The 26,530-nt window shown below is 47.7% G+C and carries 20 protein-coding genes; 7 read left to right on the top strand and 13 right to left on the bottom strand.

Annotated features, from left to right (window positions below):
• From QZ327_RS00365 to QZ327_RS00425, 13 genes are all read right to left on the bottom strand, one after another.
• A partial coding sequence (locus QZ327_RS00365; RefSeq protein ID WP_294616155.1) for a tetratricopeptide repeat protein occupies positions 1–749 on the bottom strand: 749 nt, incomplete at its 3' end.
• Between the two features lie 7 nt (positions 750–756).
• Complete coding sequence (locus tag QZ327_RS00370) at positions 757–1,281, bottom strand: LptE family protein (RefSeq protein ID WP_294616157.1); 525 nt, start codon at positions 1,279–1,281, stop codon at positions 757–759.
• Entirely contained in the window at positions 1,268–2,521 is a 1,254-nt protein-coding gene (locus QZ327_RS00375) for a sigma-54-dependent Fis family transcriptional regulator (RefSeq protein ID WP_294616158.1), read from the bottom strand. Before QZ327_RS00375 ends, QZ327_RS00370 begins: the two co-directional genes overlap by 14 nt.
• Before the next feature lies 1 nt (position 2,522).
• A complete protein-coding gene (pdxA, locus tag QZ327_RS00380; protein ID WP_294616160.1) occupies positions 2,523–3,620 on the bottom strand; it encodes a 4-hydroxythreonine-4-phosphate dehydrogenase PdxA in 1,098 nt (365 codons plus the stop codon).
• Between the two features lie 2 nt (positions 3,621–3,622).
• Positions 3,623–4,681: a DUF4837 family protein gene (locus QZ327_RS00385; RefSeq protein ID WP_294616162.1), complete on the bottom strand. Its 1,059-nt coding sequence runs from the start codon at positions 4,679–4,681 to the stop codon at positions 3,623–3,625.
• Positions 4,682–4,755: 74 nt separating this feature from the next.
• A complete protein-coding gene (gene rlmN, locus QZ327_RS00390; protein WP_294616164.1) occupies positions 4,756–5,787 on the bottom strand; it encodes a 23S rRNA (adenine(2503)-C(2))-methyltransferase RlmN in 1,032 nt (343 codons plus the stop codon).
• A 167-nt stretch (positions 5,788–5,954) separates the two neighbouring features.
• A complete protein-coding gene (locus QZ327_RS00395) occupies positions 5,955–8,093 on the bottom strand; it encodes a peptidylprolyl isomerase (protein WP_294616165.1) in 2,139 nt (712 codons plus the stop codon).
• A 123-nt stretch (positions 8,094–8,216) separates the two neighbouring features.
• Entirely contained in the window at positions 8,217–9,473 is a 1,257-nt protein-coding gene (locus tag QZ327_RS00400; RefSeq protein WP_294616167.1) for a hemolysin family protein, read from the bottom strand.
• A gap of 4 nt (positions 9,474–9,477) precedes the next feature.
• Complete coding sequence (gene lptC, locus QZ327_RS00405) at positions 9,478–10,104, bottom strand: LPS export ABC transporter periplasmic protein LptC (RefSeq protein WP_294616168.1); 627 nt, start codon at positions 10,102–10,104, stop codon at positions 9,478–9,480.
• 4 nt (positions 10,105–10,108) lie between these two features.
• Positions 10,109–11,428 (bottom strand): hypothetical protein, encoded by a 1,320-nt coding sequence (locus QZ327_RS00410; RefSeq protein ID WP_294616169.1) that lies wholly within the window; start codon positions 11,426–11,428, stop codon positions 10,109–10,111.
• 47 nt (positions 11,429–11,475) lie between these two features.
• On the bottom strand, positions 11,476–12,738 hold the full coding sequence (locus QZ327_RS00415; RefSeq protein WP_294616170.1) for a hypothetical protein: 1,263 nt from the start codon (positions 12,736–12,738) through the stop codon (positions 11,476–11,478).
• Entirely contained in the window at positions 12,725–13,456 is a 732-nt protein-coding gene (locus QZ327_RS00420) for a type III pantothenate kinase (protein ID WP_294616171.1), read from the bottom strand. The genes QZ327_RS00415 and QZ327_RS00420 overlap by 14 nt, the downstream gene beginning before the upstream one ends.
• Positions 13,457–13,568: 112 nt before the next feature.
• Positions 13,569–13,736: a hypothetical protein gene (locus QZ327_RS00425; protein ID WP_294616173.1), complete on the bottom strand. Its 168-nt coding sequence runs from the start codon at positions 13,734–13,736 to the stop codon at positions 13,569–13,571.
• A gap of 475 nt (positions 13,737–14,211) precedes the next feature.
• Between QZ327_RS00425 and QZ327_RS00430 the strand changes: the two genes are divergently transcribed.
• From QZ327_RS00430 to QZ327_RS00460, 7 genes are all read left to right on the top strand, one after another.
• Positions 14,212–15,423 (top strand): DUF4105 domain-containing protein, encoded by a 1,212-nt coding sequence (locus tag QZ327_RS00430; RefSeq protein WP_294616174.1) that lies wholly within the window; start codon positions 14,212–14,214, stop codon positions 15,421–15,423.
• A 64-nt stretch (positions 15,424–15,487) separates the two neighbouring features.
• A complete protein-coding gene (locus tag QZ327_RS00435) occupies positions 15,488–17,053 on the top strand; it encodes an alkaline phosphatase family protein (protein WP_294616175.1) in 1,566 nt (521 codons plus the stop codon).
• A 231-nt stretch (positions 17,054–17,284) separates the two neighbouring features.
• A complete protein-coding gene (secA, locus tag QZ327_RS00440) occupies positions 17,285–20,581 on the top strand; it encodes a preprotein translocase subunit SecA (protein WP_294616176.1) in 3,297 nt (1,098 codons plus the stop codon).
• Positions 20,582–20,709: 128 nt separating this feature from the next.
• Positions 20,710–21,807, top strand: coding sequence for a DUF6340 family protein (locus tag QZ327_RS00445; protein WP_294616177.1), 1,098 nt, complete (start codon positions 20,710–20,712; stop codon positions 21,805–21,807).
• Between the two features lie 68 nt (positions 21,808–21,875).
• Positions 21,876–22,322: a hypothetical protein gene (locus tag QZ327_RS00450; protein ID WP_294616179.1), complete on the top strand. Its 447-nt coding sequence runs from the start codon at positions 21,876–21,878 to the stop codon at positions 22,320–22,322.
• A gap of 69 nt (positions 22,323–22,391) precedes the next feature.
• Positions 22,392–24,221, top strand: coding sequence for a transglutaminase domain-containing protein (locus QZ327_RS00455; RefSeq protein WP_294616181.1), 1,830 nt, complete (start codon positions 22,392–22,394; stop codon positions 24,219–24,221).
• A gap of 2 nt (positions 24,222–24,223) precedes the next feature.
• The gene (locus tag QZ327_RS00460) at positions 24,224–26,428 is read left to right on the top strand and encodes a DUF3857 domain-containing protein (protein WP_294616182.1); all 2,205 of its coding nucleotides are present in this window, start codon (positions 24,224–24,226) and stop codon (positions 26,426–26,428) included.
• Positions 26,429–26,530 lie beyond the last annotated feature (102 nt).

Below are 26,530 nucleotides of genomic sequence, written 5' to 3' on the forward strand. Positions count from 1 at the left end.
GCTTTATCATATCTATGCTGCTTGATGTAAATCTTAGCCAAAGTTTCTGTGAAACAGCTGTCGTCCACACCGTCCCGCAGGCTTTGTCCATCATTCTTTTCATCATCTTCGCCGGAAGAAGACCCGTCTTTTGAAACAGCTGCCTGCACATCCTCATTTCTTTCAAAAGGCCTCTCTTCCTCTTCCGAAAGTACGGGAGTGTCTTCAAGACATACCGGTCTTTCAAAGACCGGCTGCTCCGCCGCCTCGCTCTTACGGATAAATCCATCTATCAATTCGTGGCCGCGCAACTTAGGGACTTCTTCTCCGACAGGCGTTTCAGCATCTTCCCGTCCGTCGTCTTGCAACAGATAGGTAGTATAGTCCACCGCATAATCCAATTCGGTGGCTTGCGAATGTTCTTCCGGAACAGTTGCAAGGAAGGCATCTATCAAAGAGAGCGTACGGTCTACACCGGGTTCTTCTTCCAACACTTTGGAAGAGAGTAAAGACGGCTTGCGGGATTTCAACGCATAGCGGTCGCCCTCTATCAGATAAAACAACACACGCCTGTCCGCTACATACAGCACCGCCTTACGCAATTCCGCACCGAATGTAATGTCGTGCAACAAATAAAGGTTCTTAAGGTATAACAGCCGAAGTGACTGAAAATAAGGATAACGGGCCACCAATGTACGAAGTTCATACAGAGTGTCCTTATTCAATGTTTCAGGATGTTGTATCCATTGTTGCAAATAAGCAGAAGTCATTCCTCGGTTACCAGTTAGCTACGGTTGAGTTAAATATTTGTTCCGTGATATCTTTTATCATTTTGCTTATCAGTTCGTCTTGCACATCAGTCAGCAACAAAGACGAATCGTAGGTCTGAAAAGCGGAGAACTGTTGTTCAAAGTCTTCCTCATGATTGGTATTGTTTACATAACGTACGTTGACGGTCATGGTGAGCTTCACTTTAGAAGAATAGCCATCGGCTGCCACAGCCTCATTATATTGGTTGTAACCGGTTATCTCACCGTCTATTTCCAAATCACCGTTAGCATTCACCAACTGCAGACGCGTCTGCTGGATAAACATATCCTTGAGTTTCTGGTTGAACTCCGTAGTCATAGGAGCGTACACATATTCGGCACGATTGGGAAATTCGGCAATCGTGATAGTTTTCACCTTGCTGTAATCAATGGAACTTATCGGGGCGAGTCCCATAGAGATGCGGCAGGAAACTGCCACGCATACCAAACCCACCAACGCTGATGCCAGTGCTGTTTTCTTAATCCAATCCATATTCTTTTATCTTTCTGTATAGCGTGCGCTCCGATATGTTCAAATCTTTAGCCGCACTTTTGCGTTTTCCATGATGCCTGTCAAGGGCCTTGCGTATCATCTCCTTCTCCGCTTCTTCCAGCGAAAGGGATTCTTCAACGTACTCTTCCGTGTCCTGGATATCATCGTCTATCTCAGGTGCCGATTTTACGGAAGGATGTATGATAGTAGGCACTCCGGCGGCAGGCACCGAAGCCACTACGGCAGGCGCAGGCGTATAGTAAGCGGCAGGCGTCACAGGCTGATTGCCCACGGTGGCCCGCTCTGTCATAATCTCGTGTACCAGTTTCTTCAACTCGGTAACGTCCTGGCGCATGTCAAAAAGCACCTGATACAGTATTTCGCGTTCGCTCTCAAAACTCTTACTTTCATTCCTCACGCCAAACAGGGCAGGCAAACGTTGTGCACTGTTCTGTTCCGGCAGATAGTTCTTCAAAATAGAAGCATTGATTTCGCGATTGGTTTCAATAATGGAAATCTGTTCCGTTATGTTCTTCAACTGGCGTACGTTGCCCGGCCATGAATACGCCAACAACATTTGTTTGGCATCCTCAGTCAGTTGAATGGCAGGCATACGGTATTTCTCGGCAAAGTCCGATGCAAACTTACGGAACAACAGCACAACATCCTCCCCGCGTTCGCATAAAGCCGGAACTTGAATAGGCACGGTATTAAGGCGATAGTACAAATCTTCACGGAAACGTCCGTCGGCAATTGCTTGTGTGAGATTTACATTGGTAGCGGCAACAATACGTACATTCGTCTTTTCAACCTTGGACGAACCGACTTTGATAAACTCTCCCGTCTCGAGCACGCGAAGCAGACGTGCTTGCGTAGGCATAGGAAGTTCGCCTACCTCATCAAGGAAAATCGTCCCGCCGTCCGCCTCGCCAAAGTAACCTTTCCGCTCACCGATAGCACCGGTAAAAGCACCTTTCTCATGGCCGAACAGTTCCGAGTCAATCGTTCCCTCGGGAATGGCGCCACAGTTTACGGCAATGTACTGCCCATGCTTTCTCCGGCTGTATTGATGGATAATCTGCGGGAAACTCTCCTTACCCACACCGCTCTCTCCGGTAATCAGCACCGACAAATCGGTAGGAGCCACCTGAATAGCAATGTCAATGGCACGCATCAATACCTCATTATTACCAATGATACCAAAACGCAATTTTACTTGTTGTATTTCCGCTTTCGTCATACTACAAATCTTCTTCTGCACTATCAAGTTTCAGTTTGTCACTGTCGTCACGTCTTTCGTAATATTGTTTCCGCAAAGGATTGGCATGCGCCTCTTTCCCGCGCAAACGATTACGGAATACATCGATTGCCACATAGACTGCCTGACGGAAAGAATCTTCGGACGCAAGCCCTTTTCCTGCAATATCATAAGCCGTGCCATGCGCAGGCGAAGTACGCACTATCGGAAGTCCTGCCGTATAATTCACGCCTTCGTCCATAGCCAATGCCTTGAATGGGGCAAGTCCCTGGTCATGATACATTGCCAATACGCCGTCAAAACGGGCAAAATTGCCGGAACCCATAAAACCGTCAGCCGGATAAGGACCATAGCACAGCATACCTTTTTCCGCCAGTTCCTTAATGGCGGGAATAATTATCTCCTGTTCTTCCGTACCCAACAAGCCTTCGTCACCGGCATGCGGATTCAGTGAAAGTACGGCAATGCGCGGCGCTCCGATGCCAAAGTCCTGCTTCAACGAACGGTTGAAAATTGTCAGTTTCTCCTGTATCAATTCTTTCGTAATAGTGGAAGCAATCTCCCTGACAGGAATATGTCCTGTCACCAATGCTACCCGGAAATCGTCTTTCATCAAAATCATCAAGGCTTTTCCACCGTTGCTTAACTTCTCTTCAATATATTCCGTATGCCCGGGAAAAGAGAACTCTTCCGATTGGATGGTATGCTTATTGATAGGCGCTGTAACAATGACATCAATAAGTCCCGCCTTGTATTCCTCAATCGCCTTTTCCAAAGCGCCAAGAGCAGCTTTGCCGGCATCGGCATCCGGTTTGGAGAACTCCACCTTTACTTCATCGTCCGTACAGTTTACAACACTCAGACGATTGGGCGCAGCTTCGGATGCAGAGTTTACAATACTGAAATTAGCCGGCAAGTCCAGCGATTTACGATGATAGGCAGCCACTTTGGGCGAACCGTAAATAATCGGAGTACACAGCTCCAGCATCGTAGAGTCTGAGAATGTTTTCAAAATCACTTCATACCCTACTCCATTTATATCTCCCTGAGTTATGCCGACTCTTATTTTGTTATCTTCCATTCTTATTTTTCTGTTTTAGTAGAATCCTTTTTTGTTATAGCCGAAGGCATTTCGTTTCCTTCCTGCTTGCTTCCGGGCAGTTTGAGCGTATACAATGACGCTTCCATCTGACGTACCAGATTGCGCTTCATCTTATCGGGCGAATATACAAATATTTCGGACACGATAATACGCTGATTAACCTTATCCAGACGTACATGAGACACATACGGACCACCCATAAAATCTCCCTTCACACGCCACAAGCCGCGGACTTCCAACGCATATTCGCCCTGTACGCTAATGGGACGTACATCCGTCATCAACGAATCGGTCTCCATATACATACCTTCTTCCGCACCGGGGATGTTGACTTTCATTACAGAGTCGCGCTTATGTATAAAATACTCTTTCGTAAATGTGTCCTTGTCCGTATAAGGGTAAGAGTAGATAACGAAGTTCTGATCGCCCGTAGCCGCATTCGTACCCGTCCAAAAGAAGTTCTCTCCCTGTTTGACGGCTGTCAATTCGCCGGGCACCCATACGTCACAGTCGAACATGCTCTTTACTTTCGTGGCAACATAATCATTGTGCTTGTTCTCCAACACTGAAATCTGACGGTTCATTTCGGCATGGGTGAAAAAGTCTATAATGACCTGCCTGTTTTCCTCGACGAACTTCCCGAAAGATGCCTCGTCCGGTGCCTGGATAGTCAGGATGGATTGCGGGGCGGCATATACATTCTTCGCAGACTTGAACTTGGGCTGTGTGTACAAATCCTTGTTCACCTCAACGATGATGATATTGCGGATAAGTTTCAGAGTGGAATCATAATTTGCAGGAGAAGTATACATCATGCGGAATGAACGTTCCGATTGAGGCAATCCGGGAACATCAGAATCAAGCACGTCATAGAGAGCACGACCTGCAGGACGCTCCCATAGGCCTTGGTCAATCACAACCAGAATTTCATACGCCCGACCACTGGATGTCGGGGTAAACACACCCTTCTTACCGTTACCGCACGCTGAAAACAGTACGAGCATCAGGGACATACTCAAATAAAACAGGTGTTTCTTCATATCTTTATATATTTTAGTTTTTACAAAACTACGAAAAAGCCCTATAAGCTTGATACCAAAGTTAATAATTTATATTAATTTTCTTTATTCTCCTCCTGTTTAGCCGTTGAAAGCATGCCGCATGCAGCAAATATATCTTCACCACGGGAAGCACGGATGGTAGTAAACAATCCATGTGATGTCAAATAATCGCGGAACGCTGTCATAGTCTCCATACCGGCACCTTCCAGTTTCACATCCGGAATGGCATGAAAACGAATCAGATTGATACGGCAATCCATGCCGCGCAGCAGTTTCAGCAGTTCCTTTGCATACAACAACGAATCGTTTACTCCCTTAAAAACAATATACTCGAAGGATAATCTGCGTTGTTTGCTAAAATCATAGTTTCTTAACAGTTCAACAATCTCGGTAATGGAAAAGGCTTTCTCCGCCGGCATCAGCTCACGCCGCTGCAAAGGTACGGGTGAATGAAGGCTGATTGCCAAATGGCAATCCGACTCTTCAATGAAACGTTGCAGACCTTTACGAAGTCCGACAGAAGAGAGTGTTACCCGCTTCGGACTCCATGCATAACCATAGGACGATGTCATTATTTCCAGCGCTTTCAATACTTCGTCAAGATTATCCAAAGGCTCTCCCATACCCATCATGACCACATTGGTCAACTTGTCACGCTCGGGCAGCGAATTTATTTGATTAATAATCTGATTGGCGGTCAGATTAGCTGTGAATCCCTGCTTGCCTGTCATGCAAAACTTACAGTTCATCTTGCAACCGACTTGGGAAGAGACACACAGTGTAGCCCTGTCCTCATCCGGAATGTAAACAGCCTCCACATAACGTCCCTCGCCGGCGCGATAGAGATACTTCACTGTACCATCTGCCGAGCGCATGGCGTCTACGGGTGCCTCACCTCCCACTTCATACATCTCTTTCAACAGTTCCCGATACTTCAACGACAAGTTTGTCATTTCATCTATGGAGGCTACTTTCTTGTCATATAGCCACGAAGCAATCTGCTTGGCTGCAAATCCGGGCATTCCCAAGTTCTTTACAACTGTTTGAAGTTCGGTTAATGTAAGACCTAAAAGAGGTTGTTTCATTCAATTTGTATATTTAGGATAAGTACTAATGCTCAACTATCTTGTACGAATGTCTGTGTTTTAACACTTCTACCCCGCAAAGGTATGAATAAAGTTGCACAAATAAAAAAGCCGTTCGACATTTATCGAACGGCTTCTCCCAGTATTATAAAGTTTATCCTGCTTTCTTAAAAGTACAGATAGCGGTTATCTTTTACATTTGCATTCAGATACAAGTCATTGATGAACTGGCTTGCCATACGTACATGCATATTCTCCAATGTGGCTTCTTCCGTCTCCTGATTGTAGGTTTCGTTCAATTTTTCCTTTGCATAAGGTTGAAGAACGAACACACCACCGTTACCCTTGATAGGAGCACTCAACTTGTTCAATTCGGCGATTGAAGCGTATGCGCCCACCAATGGTTCGCTGCTACGCAATGCCGGAACATAAGCCGGAGCCGCGAAAGTAACGTGCTTAACAGAGTCGCTAACGGCATTTGCCATATTCTTGTATTGGTCGAAAGAAGCGGCACCCGCAGCTTTCATATCAGCCATAATCTTCTCAGCTTTCTTATCGCGGAGAACCTCGCTTCTCAACTGATCCTGTACCATAGACAACGGACGGTAACCTTCCGGAACGATACTTGCAACGGCTACCGCCAACAGATGATCACTCTCACCGCATTCGTACAAATCCGAAACTTCGCCGGTTTTTGCATCGAATACCCATCTCAAGGCTTCTTTAGTTCCCTTCACACCACCGATAGTGTGTTCCGAACTATACAAATCAGCTCTATCCAGCAGTCTGTAACCGGCATCTTCCGCATTAGCAACCAGCTTATCCAATGTATTGTTGGTAGCGATGAATTGGCTGAAATCATTGTATGCCTTACTGTAGGTCTCCTTACTGAATTCAACCGGACGCTTGATAACAGCTACTTTATATTTATCTTTCACAGCCTTCTTGTTCATCACTTGCAGAATAACATTTGCCTGTCCTAAAGCAAGATTAGTCAACTCGTTCTGACCTGAAGTAGTAATAGCTACAATATATTTCAAATTATCACCGTCTACTTGGGCACCTTCATAGTTGGCAGAAGAAATCCATGTTGCCTCACCGGTCTGACCATACTTCTTAGCGATTTCGGCAAAGTCGGCACCACCCTTGATGGCAGTATAGATACTGTCGGCCAAAGTCTTTGTCTTGGCAGCATCTTCCGCAACAACCTGAATCTGGCGATACTGGATAGAGTCCGCCATAGCGGCAACAGCCAGTTTCTTGAAAGAATTGATTGTGTTGTCCGAAGCATTGTAGTAAGGACCATACACACCACCCACATTTACAGAATCCAAACGGGCTACAACATCGGCAGGCAACGCCTTAGCGGTATAGAACAAGTCAACATACTGCTGGGCAGAACCGGTCGAACGAACAAAGTTTGCATAATCGGAAGGATTCTCCACCAACTGCGCAGTATATTCTTCCATTTCTTTCTGAAGTTCGGCTTTGTCTTCCGGACTTGCAGTAACCTGTACATCAATATATTTGATATTGCGAGTCTCTACATACTGTCTGAACTGCTCTTTCTTTTTGTTATAAGCATCTTTCAGGTCGGACTCCTTAATAACAATCGTAGAGTCTATAATAGAAGAGTAAGGAACAGCAGCCAGCAACAAGTCTGCCTGGTCTACACGTGCATTGAAAGCGGCTTCCGCCTCAACAGGATTGGAGAACAAAGACTTCGTAATCAAAGCCTGGTATTTCTCCTGCAGACGAGCCTGTATAAGCGACTTCTCGATAAAAGCCCAAAAGTTGTACATAGAATTGTAGTACTCCGCATATTGAGCCGGCATCTGAGCCTTGTTCATCTTGGAATAGTCTACCAAGAATTTCTTCAACATATCTTTGTCAAAAGCACCGGTCTGCGGATTGCGGAACGGAGTCTGTTGCAACATCGGGTGTACACCGGCATCAATGATAGCCTGAAGTTCCGCCTTAGAAACAACCAAACCCAACTTTTCAGTCTCGTTCTCAATCAATTTATTGTTTACGTATGCTCTCCATACTTCATCCTTAATCTGGTTGGCCTGCTCATCGCTCAACGCATTCAAGCCGCTGGAAAATTTCACTACTTCCGTATATTCCTCTACCAATGCCTGAAAATCCTGAGCGGAAATAGCTTCTCCGTTCACTTCGCCTACATCTTGTGACTGGTGTGGCTGAAGTACTTTCCACGCATCTCCCGCGATGAAAGCAAACAGCGCCAAACCAATAACAATCACCAATAAGGGTCCTTTAGACCGAATGTTTTGTAATGTTGCCATTTTAGTTAATCTGAATTATTTGTTTATTATTATTTCCTTTTCAAGGTTCATTTTAGCGCACGAAGATACAAAAAATGCTAATACGCATCTATTTATTCTTTAAAAAATTACGCCGAAACGAAATTATTCCGTGACTTTAAGCCGCACCAACTCTATTTTAGTTGCCGTGACTTTAATTATCTTAAACTGATATTCGTCAACAGTTATCACTTCATGCAGTTTCGGGAAACTTTGATAACGGTTCAAAATCAATCCGCCGATCGTAAGGTATTCATCCGATTCGGGTAGTTCAAGATTAAACGTTTCGTTTACTTTCTCTATTTCAAGACGTGCGGACAACACATACTCACGCTCGCCGATTTGCTTACAGATATAGGAAGTGTTGTCGTGCTCGTCCTCAATGTCTCCGAATATCTCCTCTACCAAATCTTCCAGGGAGACGATACCGGACGTGCCGCCAAACTCATCTACCACAACGGCAATCGTTTTTTTCTGCTGCATAAAAAGTTTCATCAGCTTATGTGCCGCCATTGTTTCGGGCACGATAGGCACTTCCTTGACATTGTTTCTCCAGTCCGCCGGATTTCTGAACATCTCGGAGGAGTGGATATAACCAATTACATTATCTATATTCCCGTCATACACGATAATCTTGGAGATGCCCGACTCTACAAACAAACTTTTCAAATCTTCAAGCGATGCGGTCACATCCACGGCCACAACTTCCGTACGAGGAACAATACAATCGCGTATCTTTATATTGGAAAAGTCAAGTGCGTTCTGAAATATTTTTACTTCCGCATCCAATTCTTCCTCATTGGTCGCATTCTCTATACCCGACTGAACGAAATAATCCAAATCCACCTTGCCGAATGCCTTGTCGGAGGCATCCTTATTTATCTTCATGCCAAACAGGCGCAAAAAGAGATAAGACACTCCGGAGGCGAGTTTCGATACGGGAAACAGGATTACGTAGCAAACAAACAAAGGAATTGCAAATATCCTCAACATCAGGTTCGGGTCAATCTTAAACAAAGTCTTCGGAAGGAACTCACCCGTTACAAGAATAATAAGCGTAGATATGATGGTCTGCACCAATACCATAACAAAATGATTGTCAATCATTCCTGCCAGCAGATTCACCTCGATAATCTGCGCCATAAGGATACCGTAAATGACCAGTGCTATGTTATTTCCTACCAGCATAGTGGAAATAAAATTATTCGGATTACGGAAAAAACAGGAAAGGATGCCTGACGTGACACCCGGTTTCCGTTCCATTTCAAAACGGAGTTTGTCCACGGAAACAAAAGCAATCTCCATACCCGAAAAGAAAGCGGAGAATGCCATGGTTATCACCAAGTAAATAATAGTATCCATTATATCATTGAATGCTGTCTCTCCTCAACGTATCGGAGGGGGTGGTACTATCCTCATCCACATAGAAAATACCTTCCGTCTTGAAGAAACGATATTTTGTTAATTGTTCATTCGATTCAAACCCCACGGCATAAATTATCTGGTCGGGCTGTTCGATACGTACCCTCCGATCGGAATACACACGTTTTTTGTTCTGGTCCCAATACAACAGTTCCGTGTCGAACTTCTCGCCTTTCAAATTCTGTATATGCACATTTCCCATCAGCTTCCACAACTCTTTCTTATTATAATAGTAAGCCGTGTCCGCTTTAATGCTGGCTTCAGTATGAAACAGCGAATCGAAATTCTCCAGATAAATGCCTTTCTCAAATGCCCAATAAGGCGGGTTCTTACGATCGTAAATCAACCACTCCGCTGTATTGACACGATAACGCGTAATACCCGAATCGGAAATCAGCGTTGTCACTCCCCGGGTATCCATAACCGGCAACGAATCGCGTTCGGTAATGGCGGCTCCCATCTCTTTTTTTCGTCCGGAACAAGAAGAAAATAAAAGAAGCATAACCATTGCCCCAAGGACAATGGTTATGCTTGTATTCTTATGTCCGACAACATTAGGTTGTAGCGACATATCCTTATCTAATGGTTGTAGACTCACCAATCCAACCGCCAATCGTAATACGGTCGCCCGCCTTGTAACCCAACATAAAGAGGTCCTTAGCCTGCGGAGTATGACGCGCATACGTTGAAATCAGTTCATTTACCCTATCCGTAACGCTCGGGTCTACAGCCTTGGCGCGCTGCAACTTATCGATAACAACGAAATAAGTACATCTGTTCAAAGCCGGTTCGTCACTCCAGTTGGGATTTGATCCGTACATTTGCGCCAGCAAAATGTAAGGCTCACCATAGTTTTCATTGAAGCCGATAGCCTTCTGGGCATAAGTTCTTGCCTGAGACAGTTTCTTGGCTTGCCACAAAGCAGCAGCGGTAGCATAAGCCATTTCCGCTTTCTTCGCATTGTCGGTTTCCATACCGAGCGCTTCGTCAAAGTACTTCACAGCAGTATCATAGTCAGCTTTCTTATAATACATATATGCTACACCCACAGCGGCATCCGCACTCGGATTGACACGATACAAATAGTCGGAAGCTTTAAAGTATGCCTCGCTTTCATTACACTTCATCATCTTCAGGATGGCAAGGGTTTTCTTCAAGAAAGCGGAATCATTCTTGTTCTCTTCAACTTTCGGACCATAAATATTCTGCAGTGATTCGCAATCTGCCACACCGCTGTTTACGAACATGGCTACCAGGTTGTCCTTAATTGTTTGCAGAACCGCCTTTTTCTTCGGATTATCTTCTGCGGCAATAGCATCGTCGGCATACTGCGAAGCATTGATATAATCCTGGAAGAACTGGTCTGTATGATTGGTATCGGCTTTTACTTTCCGCATGGAAGCGTCAACGAAATAGTGCAATACGGCACCGTCCGTCTCTCCCTTGGTAGCCTCCGCCGATTCCTTCAACCATGCGTAAGCCTGGTTCAAATCCGGAGCCGGAGCATATTGCAGGTAATCCACAGCTTTTGTACCCAACGCGGAAGCAACACTCGGCACTCCCTTCATTTTCGTAGCAAATTCAGGAATATACTTCATCTTCTGGTCGTGTACCGCCATCATTTCATCGAAAAGCTTCTTATACTCCGCAGAATTACGGTCCTTGATTTGGCTCATCAAACCTACAAAAATCTTCTGGGCATCGGTATAAGTATAGTATCTCAATGTCGGGCAATCTTTCAGAACCTCCATACAAGGAGCATAAGCATCCTTGAAATTCTTCGCTCTTACTGCCTCGTGCGAAATACTACTGTTGGCATTACAATCACTTTGTGCGAAAGTACTGGTCGCTCCACCCGAAAGGAGCAAAACAGCGACAAGCGTTTTAATTTTCATTGTATTTAATTTTTAGTTATTATTTTATCTATTTTCTCCATTCAACATCAATCAACTTTCCGTTTGAAGAACCAGCGTTCGTTGAAAGTCACTCCAATGCAGACACGCAATGTATTCTCATTCAAGAAAGCGGCATCCTTGCCTTCGGTCCTCACATACTGGGCGGAAAGGCTCAGTACGGAACGTGTACGCGGAATAGGAAGCCCGAAACCGGCAGTCACTCCATATTCATTGGCTGCACGCATTCCCTTTATTTTATAATAGGGCTGGGAATAATAAGCTCCCAAACGATATTTCACATGTGCCAGATAACTTCTTCCCAACGGATTCGGAAGGAATTCGGCTCCTAACGCTATTTTTGTACGGTCGCAGAAAGCGTTTTTTTCATTCATATATGTATCCGAACTCCACTTTTGATAAGTAAAGTCGGCACCTATCATCAAGCGTTTGTCGTACGTATAGCTAAGGCCGACACCCACGCTCATCGGACTGCCGAAAGTGGCGACCGTATCCCGGGTATTTATCGTAGCCCCCGTATTGTTGTCTCCCAACTGGTCTTGCACATACGAATCGTTTCCCAAATCATGCCCCGGCGAGAACAACACTCCCAAAGTAGCTTCATGCTTCTTGCCGAATGCCTGCGTATACTGTGCTCCGAAGTCCAGTTTATAACTTTGTATGGACGTCCCCGTCACCCTGGTCAATGGCAAAGTAGACGAATTGTTCGGGAATTTTATAATTCCCGTATGCGTTATATCTCCCCAAAGATACGAAATGTTTGCACCCACGGAAAGGTTTTTAAATATTTTAAATCCTGCTCCTAAATACAATTGGTGCAACCCGCCGTCTCCATAATACTGCAATGCGCTGGACTGGGAAGGATAGTCTGCGTCTTCCCGGTATTCCGTCATATTATACCCGACATTCGAATAGGGCAACAATCCCAAACTCATAGCAGCCCATTTGCCTAAGCGGAATTGCATTGTAATATAGTCGAAACTGGAGTTTTTGGCATTTTGCTTCACAGTTCCGTTACTGAAGTTCGTATTCTGCAGGGAAATGCCGCCATCGAAAATAAAGGTGAGCGAATCTATTGCCGTATAGGATGCCGGATTTACGAAATTCACTTGGTACTTATCCCTTAATCCGTACGCAATACCACCCATGGCTTTGCTATTACCCGAACCCTGGTCTGCCAATTGTCCGTATCCGTATCTTGTATAGGGAGAATTCGTATTATTTTGAGCGATTGCCGCTCCGGACAACATCATGAGCAAGAACACCAAGAGTGTTTGTCTATATCCTATCATTATTATAGTTTAAAATTCTATTTAATCCTTTCAACACTAAAAATCTGTCTGCAAAGATGATACTTTTTACGTTTGTATCAAAAGAAAAATCATCACCTCCCGTTAAAAAAACCAAAAGTTCAGGATATTTATGCTTCATACTCCTGATGTAGCCCGAAATTTCATATTCCATACCTTTCAGCACCCCCTCGCGCATAGCCGTCTCGGTATCCCTGCCCAACGGCAGGCGGCGTCCCTCGCGAGCCACCAGCGGAAGCCTGCCTGTAAACCCGTGAAGCGCCTTGAAACGCATCTGCATGCCCGGTGAGATATTTCCGCCCTGATAGCGGCCGGCAGCATCGACAAACTCATAAGTAATGCAGGTTCCGGCATCTATCACCAAGATATCCCTTCCCGGAAATTGTTCACAGGCCCCTACCACAGCCGCTATGCGGTCGTATCCCAATGTTTCAGGAGTCTCGTAAAGATTCTCTACCGGCAGCGGCGTCTTATGGTCCAGCCACAACAACGGGACCGGCAAACGTGCCAATTGCGCCGATGCCTGCCCGTCCAAATCGACAACGGTAGCCACAATCGCTTTCTCTACCGTATATTTGGCACAGACAGCCGGCAGGCGCTCAAGTGTCCGGTTGGAATCATAGCAGACCTCCATCAATTCCTTATCCCGAAACACCGCTATCTTTGCAGCAGTGTTACCTATATCGATTACAAGATTCATTCCATACTTCTTTTAAATTAAAATGTCGCAAAGATAGTGTTTTTATCAGAAAAAGTCCGTCATCCTTCCGTAGGAGCGTGCAGTTTTTCCTTACCGTCTATTACACCTTATATTATTGTGATTTCACCGAGCCCCCACTCTCCATGTAAAGAGAAACGAGCAGCGTGTTTTGCGACAAAAAGACAGCAAAACTTCCTTTTTGCTTACTCTCATCGATTCTTCTTTCTTCTAAAACAGGTATATCCTGCATAAAGAACGGATAAATACGCACCTTTTTCATATAAGCATACACCATTTATGCAAAACAATACTTCAGTTTGCGATCGAATGCAAGTTTTCAGTCGGGGGAAGTTAACATCTGTCGCGAGGGATATTAACTTCCCTCATGACAGATGTTAACTTCCCTCGTGATGGATATTAATATCCCTCGCAACAAATGTCAATATTCGGTAAACGGGAGGTCTGTATACGGCATTTCCTATATTTTTCTCCGCTGGTTGATTTGTAAATATCTCGCTACTGCACTAATACCATGCAAGTTAACACTTTCCCGTTTCGTTTTTTTCGACCAATCGTATGGACGAACGGAAACAAACGATTCTACGGAGACTGAAAAGACAAATTGTCAGAAAAATCGGATACGAGAACAAAAAGACAAAAAAGTTTTTTATTCGGCAGCTTTATGTATCTTTGCAAAATTCGATTTTATTTTCATGAATTATGAAAGGCAAACTTGTTTCTGTAAATTTGTACCCATGAAACAGCATTTACTCATTTTATTATTCCTGTTGGCGTGCCCGGCACACCTCATCGCCGCAGCCCGGACGGAAAAGCAGGCAGAGACATTATCCGCGCCCGATTCCATACGCATCAGCCTGCTGACATGCGCTGCGGGCGAAGAGATATACTCCCTTTTCGGGCATACCGCTATACGGTACGAGAACTACACGCGCGGCATCGATGCCGTATTCAACTACGGCATATTCAACTTCAACGCACCGAACTTCGTCCTTCGTTTTGCCTTGGGCGAGACGGATTATCAGCTGGGTGCTGCCGATTACGGACGTTTCGCCGTAGAATACCACTATCTGGAACGCGATGTGTGGCAACAGGAACTGAACCTCACCCCACAGGAAAAAGAGAAGCTGATAGCCCTGCTCGAAGAGAATTACCGCCCCGAAAACCGCGTATACCGTTACAACTTCTTTTACGACAATTGCGCCACGCGACCACGCGACTTGATAGAGAAATCCATTGACGGAACACTGCAATATGCCGGCAACATGACCGATACGGATACCGGAACATCCTTTCGTGACTTGTTGCACAAATATACCGAAGGGCATCCCTGGTCGCGCTTCGGCATAGACCTCTGCATGGGAAGCCGAGCAGACAAGCCCATCAGCCGCCGACAGATGATGTTTGTCCCCTTTAATGTGCAAACTTACTTCGACCAAGCCCGGATTGCAGACAAAGAGGGCAAGGAACGCCCGCTCGTGCTGAATGAAGAGAAAATAATAGAAACCGGAAGCGGGGAGACGGAACAGCCTTCCGAAGGTTTCACACCCATGCACGCCGCCTTGCTCCTGTTTATACTGACTGCCACCGCCACCCTTTACGGCATACGCCGAAAGAAAACGCTTTGGGGAATAGACCTTGCACTGTTCCTCGTTGCCGGAATAGCAGGGTGCATACTGGCATTCCTTGCACTATTCTCCCAACATCCGGCGGTCAGCCCCAATTACTTGTTGTTCGTATTCCACCCGCTTCATCTTTTCTGCCTGCCATGTATGCTCAACAGCGTGCGAAAAAGAAGAAGAAGCCGCTATATGAAGGCAAACTTTGTAGTTTTAACACTTTTTATACTGCTTTGGGCGGTAATACCGCAAAGATTTCCGTTATCAGTATTACCTTTGGCACTCTGTTTGCTGATACGTTCTGCAAGCAATGCCGCCACGGCGAGGTGACAAGCAAACTTATAGACATGATATCCTGATAAGCCCATTGCCCCGTCAACTAAAAAAATAATATATGAAGAAAGGACTAATAACTTCCATACTCGCACTGACATTCGGCAGCCTGCATGCCCAACCGTTGCCCCCTTCTCCGAAATTGGTGGTGACGCTGACAATCGACCAGTTGCGTACGGACTATATGGAAACTTTCTCGTCGCTTTATGGGGAAAGAGGATTTAAACGGTTATTAAGGGAAGGGAAGGTATTCCGCCAGGCGGAGTATTCTTTCAATGTGACCGACCGCGCCTCCGCCATTGCCGCTTTTTATACCGGCACCACGCCTTCCATGAACGGCATCATAGCCGAACGCTGGTTTGACCCGAAGATATTGCGTCCGAAGAGTTGCGTGGACGACTCCGGCTTCATGGGCAACTATACCGATCAGAACACCGCCCCCACGCAGTTGCTGACCTCCACTTTTGCCGACGAGCTCAAGATAGCCACCAAAAACGCCGCACTGGTATATGCCATCGCCCCTTTCCGTGATGCAGCCGTACTTTCGGCAGGGCATAGCGGCAACGGCGCTTTCTGGCTGAACCCTGCAACCGGCAAATGGTGCGGAACAACCTATTACGGCGAATATCCCTGGTGGCTGAGCCAATACAACGACGGGCAATCACCCGACTTCCGCATCAAGGAGATGGAGTGGAATCCCCTCCATCCTATCACCAGCTATACATTCCTGCCCGAATGGAGGACCATTCCTTTTAAATATAAGTTCGAGGCGGAAAAGGAGAACAAATACCGCCGGCTGATAACCTGCCCGCTCATCAACGACGAAGTAAACCGTGTAGCAGAAGAGTTGCTGGACAAGAGCAATGTCGGAAAGGATGAAATAACCGACCTGCTGGCAATCACTTACTACGCGGGCAACTACAACCACCGCAGCACGCAGGAGTGTGCCATGGAAATGCAAGATACTTATGCGCACCTGGACAGAAGCATTGCCGACCTGCTGGATATGCTGGAACGCAAAGTAGGCATGCAAAACGTATTGCTGTGCATCGCCTCTACAGGATATACCGACCCGGACGGTGCCGATGTAGGCATTTACCGCATCCCCGGCGGAGAGTTCCACCTGAACCGTTGCGCCACCTTGCTGAACATGTACCTGATGGCTACCTACGGTGAAGGACAATATGTAGAGGGTTTTTATAACCAACAGATATATCTCAACCGCAAGTTAATAGAGGAAAAGCAGCTGAACCTTGCCGAAATGCAACAGAAGTCGGCTGAGTTTTTAGTGCAGTTCAGCGGAGTAAACAGAGTGTATTCCGCCCACCAATTGTTATTGGGTTCCTGGTCGCCGCAGATAGAGCGCATACGTAACGGTTTCCACCGCCATCGTTCCGGCGATTTGGTTATCGAAGTTCTGCCGGGATGGACCATCATGCAGGAAAACAGCAACGACAATCGCGTGGTGCGTGCCGCCGCCATACCCGCCCCCCTCATCCTTATCGGCAAAGGCATAAAACCGGAAACCATCCGCATACCGGTTCAGATAGACCGCGTAGCTCCTACGCTGTCGAATGCGATGCGCATCCGTGCCCCCAATGCGTGTACGGCAATACGGCTCGATTAAGATTCACCACAGCAAACACCCGAAGGGTACAGAGTTTGTTCTTCATGTTTTCAGGCAGAAAAACGCCGGAACAAACTCTGCCGGGAAACACAATACGGGGAAACTCCGCGAAACTTTATGTCCTGTGTAGTGAATTCCGAAAATAATCAGTCCAACTTTACGTTATCTATTGCAAAATCAGTAACTTTGCACACCTTATAAACTTAGAATAATAATAAAAACAGATACAAAATGGGATTTAATGAATTTTTAAGCTCGATTTTCGGCAATAAAGCCACCCGCGACATGAAAGAAATAAAGCCGTGGGTAGACAAGGTAAAAGCCGCCTATCCTGAAATAGCCGCATTGGACAATGATGCCCTGCGCGCTAAAACCGAAGAACTGAAGGCATACATCCGCAATTCGGCAACCGAACAACGTGCCAAAGTGGAGGAACTGAAGGCAAACGTCGAAAGCACCGAACTGGAAAAGCGCGAAGAACTTTTCGCTCAGATAGATAAGATAGAAAAAGAGATACTGGACATTTACGAAAAAGCATTGGACGAGGTGCTTCCCGCCGCTTTCTCCATTGTGAAAGAAACCGCCAAACGTTTCTCCGAAAATGAAGAAATCGTAGTGACCGCCACCGACTTCGACCGCCACCTCGCCACCGTGAAGGACTTCGTGCGTATCGAAGGCGACAAGGCCATCTACCAAAACCATTGGATAGCCGGCGGCAACGATACGGTATGGAACATGGTGCACTACGATGTGCAGTTGTTCGGTGGCGTAGTGCTGCACAAAGGCAAGATTGCCGAAATGGCAACCGGTGAAGGTAAAACATTGGTGGCCACCCTGCCCGTATTCCTCAACGCGCTGACCGGAAACGGCGTACACGTGGTGACCGTGAACGACTATCTGGCAAAGCGTGACTCCGAATGGATGGGTCCGCTCTACATGTTCCACGGTCTGAGCGTGGATTGCATCGACAGGCATCAACCCAACTCCGACGCACGCCGTCAGGCTTATCTGGCAGATATCACTTTCGGTACGAATAACGAATTCGGTTTCGACTACCTGCGCGACAACATGGCTATCAGCCCGAAAGACCTCGTACAGCGTCAGCACAACTATGCCATCGTGGACGAGGTAGACTCGGTATTGATTGACGATGCCCGTACGCCGCTGATTATCTCCGGACCGGTCCCCAAAGGCGACGACCAGCTTTTCGAGCAACTCCGCCCGCAAGTGGAACGTCTGGTCGAAGCCCAGAAGAAACTGGCCACGCAATATCTTGCCGATGCCAAGCGCCTGATAGCTTCGAACGACAAGAAAGAGCAGGAAGAGGGATTCCTCGCCCTGTATCGCAGCCACAAGTGCCTGCCGAAGAACAAGGCATTAATCAAGTTCCTCAGCGAACAAGGTATCAAAGCCGGCATGCTCAAGACCGAGGAGATATACATGGAGCAAAACAACAAACGCATGCACGAGGTTACCGACCCGTTGTATTTCGTAATTGATGAAAAGCTGAACAGTGTAGACCTGACCGATAAGGGTGTGGACCTGATTAGCGGCAACTCCGCCGACCCTACCTTCTTCGTACTTCCCGACATCACCGCCCAGCTTTCCGAACTGGAAAACGAAAAAGAGCTGACCGATGAAGAGCGCCTTGCCAAGAAGGATGCCCTGATGACGAACTTCGCCATCAAGAGCGAGCGCGTACATACCATCAACCAATTGTTGAAGGCATACACGATGTTCGAGAAAGACGACGAATATGTAGTAATCGACGGTCAGGTGAAGATTGTGGACGAACAGACCGGACGTATCATGGAAGGCCGCCGCTACTCCGACGGTTTGCACCAAGCTATCGAGGCGAAGGAAGGCGTGAAAGTGGAAGCTGCCACACAGACATTCGCCACGATTACGTTGCAGAACTATTTCCGCATGTATCATAAGCTGTCCGGTATGACCGGTACCGCCGAAACGGAAGCAGGCGAACTTTGGGACATCTACAAACTGGATGTGGTGGTTATCCCTACCAACCGTCCCATCACCCGCAACGATATGAACGACCGCGTCTACAAGACCAAACGCGAAAAATATAAAGCCGTCATCGAGGAGATTGAAAAAATGGTGGCAGCCGGACGTCCTGTCCTGGTGGGTACCACTTCCGTAGAAATCTCCGAAATGCTGAGCAAGATGCTGACCATGCGCAAAATCGAACACAACGTATTGAATGCGAAACTGCACCAGAAAGAAGCCGATATCGTGGCAAAAGCCGGTTTAAGTTGCGCCGTAACTATTGCCACCAACATGGCGGGCCGTGGTACGGACATCAAGCTGAGCCCGGAAGTAAAAGCTGCGGGCGGTCTTGCCATTATCGGTACGGAGCGTCACGAGTCGCGCCGTGTAGACCGCCAGCTGCGTGGTCGTGCCGGACGTCAGGGCGACCCCGGTTCATCCGTATTCTTCGTTTCGCTGGAAGACGACCTGATGCGCCTTTTCTCCTCCGACCGCATTGCCGGTGTCATGGACCGACTCGGTTTCAAGGAGGGCGAAATGATTGAGCACAGCATGATTTCCAAGTCCATCGAACGTGCTCAGAAGAAGGTGGAAGAGAACAACTTCGGTATCCGTAAACGCCTGTTGGAGTATGATGACGTGATGAACAAGCAGCGTACCGTGGTCTACACCAAACGCCGCCACGCACTTATGGGCGAACGTATCGGCATGGATATCGTAAACATGATTTGGGACCGCTGTGTCAATGCCATCGAGGCTCCTACTTATGAGGATTGCAAGATGGATCTCTTGCAGACCCTTGCCATGGAGACCCCGTTCACAGAAGAGGAGTTCCGTAACGAGAAGAAAGAGAAACTTGCCGACCGTACTTTCGATGCCGCCATGGAACTCTTCAAGCGCAAGACCGAACGCATGGCGCAAATCGCTTATCCGGTCATCAAGCAGGTGTACGAAAACCAGGGGCACATGTACGAAAACATCCTGATACCCATCACGGACGGCAAACGCATGTATAACATCTCCTGCAACCTGAAAACCGCCTACGAAAGCGAATGCAAGGAAGTAGTGAAATCTTTCGAAAAGTCCATCCTGCTACACGTCATCGACGAGGCATGGAAGGAAAACCTGCGCGAACTTGACGACTTGAAACATTCCGTACAGAATGCCAGCTACGAACAGAAAGACCCGTTGTTGATTTACAAGCTGGAGTCTGTAAACCTGTTCGATACAATGGTAGACAAGATAAACAATCAGACCGTCTCTATCTTGATGCGCGGACAAATTCCGGTACAGGAACCGCAGGAAGTCCGCCAGGCAGCTCCCGAGCAACGTCAGGACTTAAGCAAATACCGCGAACAAAAGCAGGACCTGAGCGACCCGAACCAACAAGCCGCCGCCCAACAGGATACGCGCGAACAACAGAAACGCGAACCTATCCGCGCCGAAAAGACGGTAGGGCGCAACGATCCCTGTCCGTGCGGAAGCGGCAAGAAATACAAGAACTGCCACGGAAAAAATGCGTAAGACAGTGTGATATAACATACTAATCCTACTGCTACCCTAAAAGCCTCGAACGGTTAAAATCTGTCCGGGGCTTTTATTTATTCAAGTAAAAGATTACTTTTGTTTTTTGGAACAAAGAACAAAGAATTATGCCCCAATCCCCTTCACTCCTGTTATTGTCCTGCTTATTGCTTCTGGCAGGTTGCCAAAGTGTCGAACAGCTTTCCATAGACTATATGCTTCCGGCAGATGTCAGCTTTCCGGCAAGTTTAAGACGGGTGGCAATCGTCAACAACATGCCCGAAGTCCCGGACAACAAGCCGATACTTGCCAAAGAGACAAAGAAAGACAGCTATGAAATGGCTCGAAAGGTAGATTACTACAACGGCAATGCCATCCTTGCCACCGAATCGCTCGCCGCATCACTCGCCCATGAGAACTACTTCAATGAAGTGGTCATCTGCGACTCGGCATTACGCGCCCATGACATTACCCCTCGCGAGGGCGTATTGTCGCAAAATGAGGTGAACCAATTGGTACATGGCTTAGACGTGGATTTCCTCATCGCATTGGAGAATGTACAGATACGCTCCGTCCGGAAGATAAAGTACATGCGCGACTGGGGTATTTACCACGGAACGGCAGACGCCAAAGTGTATTCCACCGCCAGGGTTTACCTACCCAACCGAAACGCGCCCATGGTAACAATCAATGCCAACGACAGCATCTTTTGGGAAGAGGCCGGTAATGGTCCTTATGTGCAGAACAAACTTATCAACGAGGAAGATTTAATAAAACAAGCATCGGAATTTGCCGGAACCATACCCGTAAAGAAGCTGCTGCCCTATTGGAAAACCGCCAACCGGTATCTGTTCGTCGGCGGCTCGGTAAACATGCGCGACGCAGCCGTATATGCCGGAAAGAAACAATGGGACACAGCCATCGAACTCTGGAAGGAGACCTATGCCGCCAAGAAAGGAAAGAAGAAAATGCAGGCCGCCTACAACCTTGCAGTGGGCTATGAAATGTTGGACAGCATTGCCACCGCCACCGACTGGGCACTGAAAGCGCAAGCCGAAGCACGCATCGTGGACGGTGTGGATAAAAAAGACCCGGCTGCTCCCGGCAACAAAGCCGATTTTCCCTACTATGTCCTTACAACGCTTTATGCAACCGAATTGGAAGGGCGCAAAGAAGGCTTATCACGCCTAAACATGCAAATGCAGCGATTTAATGATGATTTTTAATCAAATACTGTAAGGTATAATTGTTTTTTTTATACCTTTGAACATCTATTTAGTAAAGAAAAGCAATTATGAAACTCAGTCAACCGTCCTTATCTCTCCTCGAAGAAACCATCAAGCAGGCAATCGGCAAGTACACTTGCGGTTGCGAGCAAACTGTCGTCACGGATATCCACCTGCAAGCCAGCCAAAGTTCGGGCGAACTCCTACTGTTCGATGACGACGACCGGACACTTGCCGACACCATCGTTGAAGAATGGACGGCATACGAAGGCGATGACTTCTATGAAAACATGGAACGTATCCTGAGCAACCTGCTCTCCAACATGAAGAACCGGGGTGCTTTCGACAAACTGACTATCATGAAACCCTTCTCCTTCGTATTGGTGGACGATGACAAGGAGACCATAGCCGAACTTCTGCTGCTGGACGATGACACGCTCCTGGTGAACGAAGGACTGCTGGAAGGCCTGGACGAGGAACTGGACGCATTCCTGAAAGACCTGTTGGAGAAGTAAGCCGGGAAACGCGAGCACCGGCTTCGCATCAGTATCCGCACACTCATCCACAATCTAATATAACCGAACATGAAAAGCCGTAGTCTCTATGTATATGTATTTTTGTGTTTGCACATTTGTAACCTATACGGACAGACACTCGATGACAATATTGTCATCACACAATGCAATGAATCATACGTCTTCACAGTAGAAAAAGACGGAACACCTTGCGCACGTAACCGGAAAGAGACAGCCTACGAAGCCACCCGGATGGGCGCATCCCTACAGCCCCACACCTACTACGGGGAGTTTATCTCGCTGGACGGCGCCTCCGCCAAAGGTGGAGGAAAGGCGGAATACAAAAGCGTTACCCCTGAAAACGTATTCTTCGATGACAGCAAGGTCTGCTTCTTCAACATCCACCTCGACCGCAAAGGGAAAAAGACGGAAACAAGTTTCAAGCGTACGTTCCACGACTTGCGTTACCTCACGAAAGTCTACCTGGGCGAGGAATATTTCATCAAGGAAAAGCAACTGACATTCACCATCCCACAAGCCCTGTCACATTTTCGGTTGACAGAACAAAACTTCACGCCTGCCATCCGTTGCGAACGCAGTACCAATGCTGCGGGCGACTCCGTATTCACCTATACCGTAACGGATATGCCTGCCATGAAAAATGAGAAGCAGATGCCTTCATCGGGCAAAATATATCCGCACCTGCTGATCACCGGTTCTTTCAAAGACTATCACGATATGTATCACTGGTCCAACGGGCTGGCACAAGTGGACTGCACTGTCCCCGGACTGGAAAAGCTGCTGGCGGAAATCACTGAAGGCTGCAGCACGGACCGGGAAAAGATAGACAACACCTATGCCTGGGTGCAGCAACACATCCGCTACATCGCTTTTGAAGCCGGCATACAGGGACATAAACCCGACACACCGGCAGAAGTGCTGCGCAAACGGTACGGCGACTGCAAAGGAATGGCACTCCTGCTCCGCACTTTGCTGAAAGCGCAAGGTTTCGACGCCCGACTCACCGATATAGGCACGGCGGACATTCCCTACCCGATGAGCCAAGTACCCACACTGGCAGCGGTAAACCACATGATATGCACCCTTTTCCACCAAGGGAACACCTACTACCTGGATGCCACCAACGAACACATTCCCCCGGAGTTCGTGCCCGGAAGCATACAGGACAGGGAAGCTGTCATCGAAGACGGGGAAACGTGCATCTTGCAGACCCTGCCCGTATTGGATAGCAGCACTTCCACCGACAGCCTGCACTACGCCTGTACCCTGTCCGGCAAGCAAACGGAATGGGCATTGTATGGCAAAGCGACCCGCTACTGGAGCGGAGACATGAAAGAACTCTTCCTGACCGCTTACCACGAAAACAACAAGGACGGCAGGCAGGAAGTTCTCCCCCGCATATTGGCAGGTGACACTCCCGATTACCGGACGGACTCCATCGGCTGGATAACGCAAGCACCCGGGCAAACGTGGGCAATACTGTCCGGCACACTCCTCAACAAAAGTGCCGTACAGAGTGCCGACACGGAACTGTACATAGCCCCTGACCCGCACTGCGACCTATTCTGCCAACCGATAGACACTACCAAACGTATCCACGACTACGAACTTCCCTTCCGCTGCCGCATCGTACGTCACACGGAAGTGGAGATACCCGCAGGTTATGCCCTCGCCCACTGCCCCGAAGGCATCTCCCTCCACACGCCGCAAGGCACGCTCGACTGTTCGTTCCGACAAGCAAGCAACAAAGTTATCTTCCGGAAAGTGATGGAGATAACCGAACGGCGTATTTCCCGAAACGAGATTTCCGACTGGAACGCATCCCTGCGGAAGTGGACAGACGTGTGCCACGAACTTATCATCCTTAAAAAACAATAATTATGAAACAGAATGTGCTATTCCTAATGGGCTTGCTGGCACTTTTGCTGGTCGCCCCCCAAGCAAACGCCGATGACAAAGAGAAGTACAAACTTTTTGCCGAGGAGACCCGAAAAGTAGTATGGGCATTGGAGCTTCCCGAGTTCGCCAACACCACTGTTCCCGACAAATACAAGGATGAATCCGCCGTAATCCTCGCCGCGCACAGCCGCCTGGAAGTCACCAAGAAGACACGTTTCAACGTAGGAGCGTTCCTCGGCGGCTTCCACTACATCGACCGTGAGGTGAACTGCCGCGACATCTATCGTATGCTGGTACAAATCAACGACCAGGCAGCCTTGAAAGAGTACTCCGAGTTCGACTACCGGACAGAAATCCGGAAGAAGAACTGGCGGTACGACGAGAAATACCAACAAGTGCTGGGAGTGCGCATCATCAAGCCCGATGGCACCGTCAAGGAGATAGACACGGACGAGTACATGACCGTCACTGAAGGGAAGAAAGACAACGAGCAACGACAAAAGCTTGCCGTCCCCGGATTGGAAATTGGCGACAAGATAGACATATTCTTCTTCAACTATACCTCATTGGAAAACCATAATCTGGACCCTTTCGTCTTCCGTTTTCGCCAAAGTTACCCCATGCTCTCCTACACGGTGCATTGCGAGATAGATGACAAACTCACTACCCAATACCGTACTCTGAACGGCGCTCCGGACTTTGCGCAAAGCAGGGACGAAGAGGGCAATATCCTGCTCGACGTAGCCATGAAGGACATCGGACAAACCGAACCCGACCTGTGGTACAATCCCATGCAGCAAACTCCGATGACGCTGCTGTACATCACCAACAGCAAGATGAAGAAGTACACCTACATCCCCGAAAGTGCCAAGAAGACGGGACTACATGCCAACCCGGACGCCGCTACCATACAGGAGGATGACTGGAAGTTCATGGAACAAGTCCAAGGAAGTTCAAGCGGAATGAGCAGTCCTGCCAAAACCGCACGATTCTATCGCAATGTAAAAAACATCAAGAAAAAAGATTGGTCAGACGAGAAAAAAGCGGATTTCATTTACAATTACTATCGCCTTGCCCTGATGACGGACCGCAACAGCAACTATAACAGTTCGGCATTCATTACCTTCTTTGCCAGTCTGTTGACTTGGGCGGCAGATGTTCACAACCTCACCGGAATTACCACCCACAAAGATCAAGAACCACTCGACCAATTGGCAAGTTACCGTAATACCACTTGGTTTGTGGCACTACCGGAAAGTGGAAAATACTACTTTCCGCCTACTGCCTACCTCATTCCTCACGAAATCCCCGCCCGCTATCAAGGCAGACAGGCAATTTTGGAACCGGATAAAGAGAAAAGCAAAAAACTGAAGATAAAAGCAGAACGGGAACACCTCATCCTGCCCGCAAACAGTGCCGACGACAACCTGAACGTCACCACCATACACGCCGATATAGACAACACGCTGCTCACCCTCAATCGGACCGAACTGCGCACCGGCACCCAAAAAGAGTTCATGCAGCGCGCCTTAGTGAAGATGGAAGATGTGGACGCCACCTACCGCCGCCTGCTCAGTATTGACAAAGAGCTTGCCGAAGAGGTGGGCAAGAAGTATGCCGATGACCTTCAAGAAGTGTTCCGTAAAGGACGTGAGCAGGAGAAAGAGGACTACAAATGGGAGATAAACTACTATCACGGCGAGAATGCAAAAGAACTACTCGGCTATCGGATGCAATGCCTGGGCAATCAGCCGGACAGTGCCTCCTTCATCTACAACGTGCGCTACACGATGGAGAACTTTGTACGGAAAGCCGGTCCGAACTACGTACTCTCCGCCGGTAAACTCATCGGCGAAAACACCCGGATTGAGGGCAAGGAACGCAAGCGTTCCGCCGACATCCACATGTCCGCCCCGCGCACCTTCCAATGGCGCATCACCGTCAATCTGCCCGCAGGCTACCAGGTAGCTCCCGAGGGAATGGAGAAACTTAATGTAAACGTAGAGAACGAATGCGGCGCTTTCATAGCCAAAGCCGCCTCTGAAGACGGCAAACTGGTGTTGGACATCACCAAACGTTACAATCACCAGACCGAACCCGTTGCCAATTGGGAGAAACTGTTGAAAATACAAGACACCACTAAAGAGTATGAAGCGCTGTCGGTGGTGTTGAGGAAAGAGAATTAAGAAGCTAAGAAGTTAAAGAAGTTAAAGCCGATAGTTTTGCTATTTATTTGCAAAACTATCGGCTTTTAATTCCTAACGGAGCAAAGCGGAGTGATAACTTCA

Origin of the sequence: uncultured Bacteroides sp. (genome assembly GCF_910578895.1) — a bacterium.
GTDB lineage: Bacteria > Bacteroidota > Bacteroidia > Bacteroidales > Bacteroidaceae > Bacteroides.